Source organism: Vibrio sp. M260118 (assembly GCF_036533755.1).
Taxonomy (GTDB): Bacteria; Pseudomonadota; Gammaproteobacteria; order Enterobacterales; family Vibrionaceae; genus Vibrio.
The window spans coordinates 1-1,669 of the sequence record NZ_JATABG010000541.1 but is presented as its reverse complement, the minus strand read 5'-3'; the positions used below and the strand labels follow the sequence as shown (position 1 = coordinate 1,669).

Sequence of the window (1,669 nt, the reverse complement as noted above, 5' to 3'; positions counted from 1 at the left end):
GGCTAATACATCAGATGCAAAAAAGGAGGCCGAAGCCTCCTTTTATCTATCTAAATGAGTGTATGGGGATTAACCTTGGTTACGGATCCACTCATCCATTTCAGTTTTTAGGTTGTCAGACTTAGTACCGAAGATAGCCTGAACACCACCTGCAACAACTACTACACCTGCAGCGCCTAGTTGTTTCAATTTGTCTTGATCAACAGTTTCAGTGTCAGCAACTGATACGCGTAGACGAGTGATACATGCGTCTAGACCAGTGATGTTTGCTTTACCACCGAATGCTGCAACAAGTTCGCCAGCCATGTCTGAACCAGAAGTCATAACTGCTTCTTCAGTTTCGTCTTCACGACCTGGAGTCTTAAGATCCATTGCCTTGATAACTGCGCGGAATACTACGTAGTAAACTGCAGCGTATACAAGACCTAGACCAACCATCAGCCCCATGTTCTGTGCATTACCAGATAGAACAGTGAAGTCGATTAGACCGTGTGAGAACGACGTACCGTGAACAATACCGAACGTGTTAGTTAGGAAGAATGCAGAACCCGCTAGTAGAGCGTGAATTCCGTACAGTACTGGAGCAACGAATAGGAATGAGAATTCGATTGGCTCAGTGATACCTGTTAGGAAAGAAGTCAGTGCAGCAGACGCCATGATACCCATTACTTTCGCACGGTTTTCTGGCTTAGCAGAGTGAGCGATAGCAATAGCAGCAGCTGGTAGACCGAACATCTTGAACATGTAACCACCCGCTAGCTGACCGAAGCCATTACCAGCAGCACGAGAAGCTTCATCAGCAACTAGGTAACAAGTAAGAACACCGTTCTGTGCTTCACCAGCAGCGTTCACACATGAACCTGCTTCGAAGAAGAATGGTACGTTCCATACGTGGTGTAGACCGAATGGGATTAGAGAACGCTCAACAATACCGTAGATACCAAACGCTAGTTGAGGGTTTTGATCCGCAGCCCAGTGAGAGAATGCACCGATTGCACCGCCGATTGGAGGCCATACAACAGATAGGATAAGACCAAGACCGATCGCAGCGAAACCAGTGATGATTGGCACAGCGCGCTTACCAGCGAAGAAGCCCAAGTACTCTGGAAGTTGGATTTTGAAGAAACGGTTGAATGCCCAAGCAGCAACACCACCGACAAGGATACCACCTAGTACACCTGTATCGATTTTTTCAACGCCCATAACACCAGCCATAACGCTTAGTGTTGCAGCCATGATGCCGTAACCTACGATAGCAGCTAGACCAGCAACACCGTCGTTGTTAGTAAAGCCAAGTGCTACACCAACAGCGAATAGTAGAGCCATTTGGCCGAATACTGAACCACCAGCTTGCTCCATTAGGTTAGAAACAATATCTGGGATGAAAGCTAAGTCGGCAGCACCGACACCAAGTAGGATACCTGCAACAGGTAACACCGATACTGGCAGCATCAGAGATTTACCCACTTTTTGCAGGTTAGCAAAAAGATTCTTAAACATGTTTATGCTCCTGAAAGTTTATAAGAATTATTGGGTTCTAACGGCACACCCCCGTAGCCTTAAATGTTAGCACCCAGAAAAAATGTAACCACTTTTGTCACTATATTTTCTGCTACTAAATATATCGTGCGAGTCATCTCTCTTTCTAGATAGTTACGAAATTTAGTTT

General features: G+C 45.8%; 1 protein-coding gene. It reads right to left on the bottom strand.

From position 1 onward, the window contains the following. Nucleotides 1-69: 69 nt before the first annotated feature. Nucleotides 70-1,500, bottom strand: coding sequence for a PTS glucose transporter subunit IIBC (gene ptsG, locus QTO00_RS19325; protein ID WP_331426195.1), 1,431 nt, complete (start codon nucleotides 1,498-1,500; stop codon nucleotides 70-72). Nucleotides 1,501-1,669: the final 169 nt, after the last annotated feature.

Bases quoted from the DNA above. Each gene is read 5' to 3' on its own strand.
- ptsG (WP_331426195.1), bottom strand. From the start codon at position 1,500: ATGTTTAAGAATCTTTTTGCTAACCTGCAAAAAGTGGGTAAATCTCTG.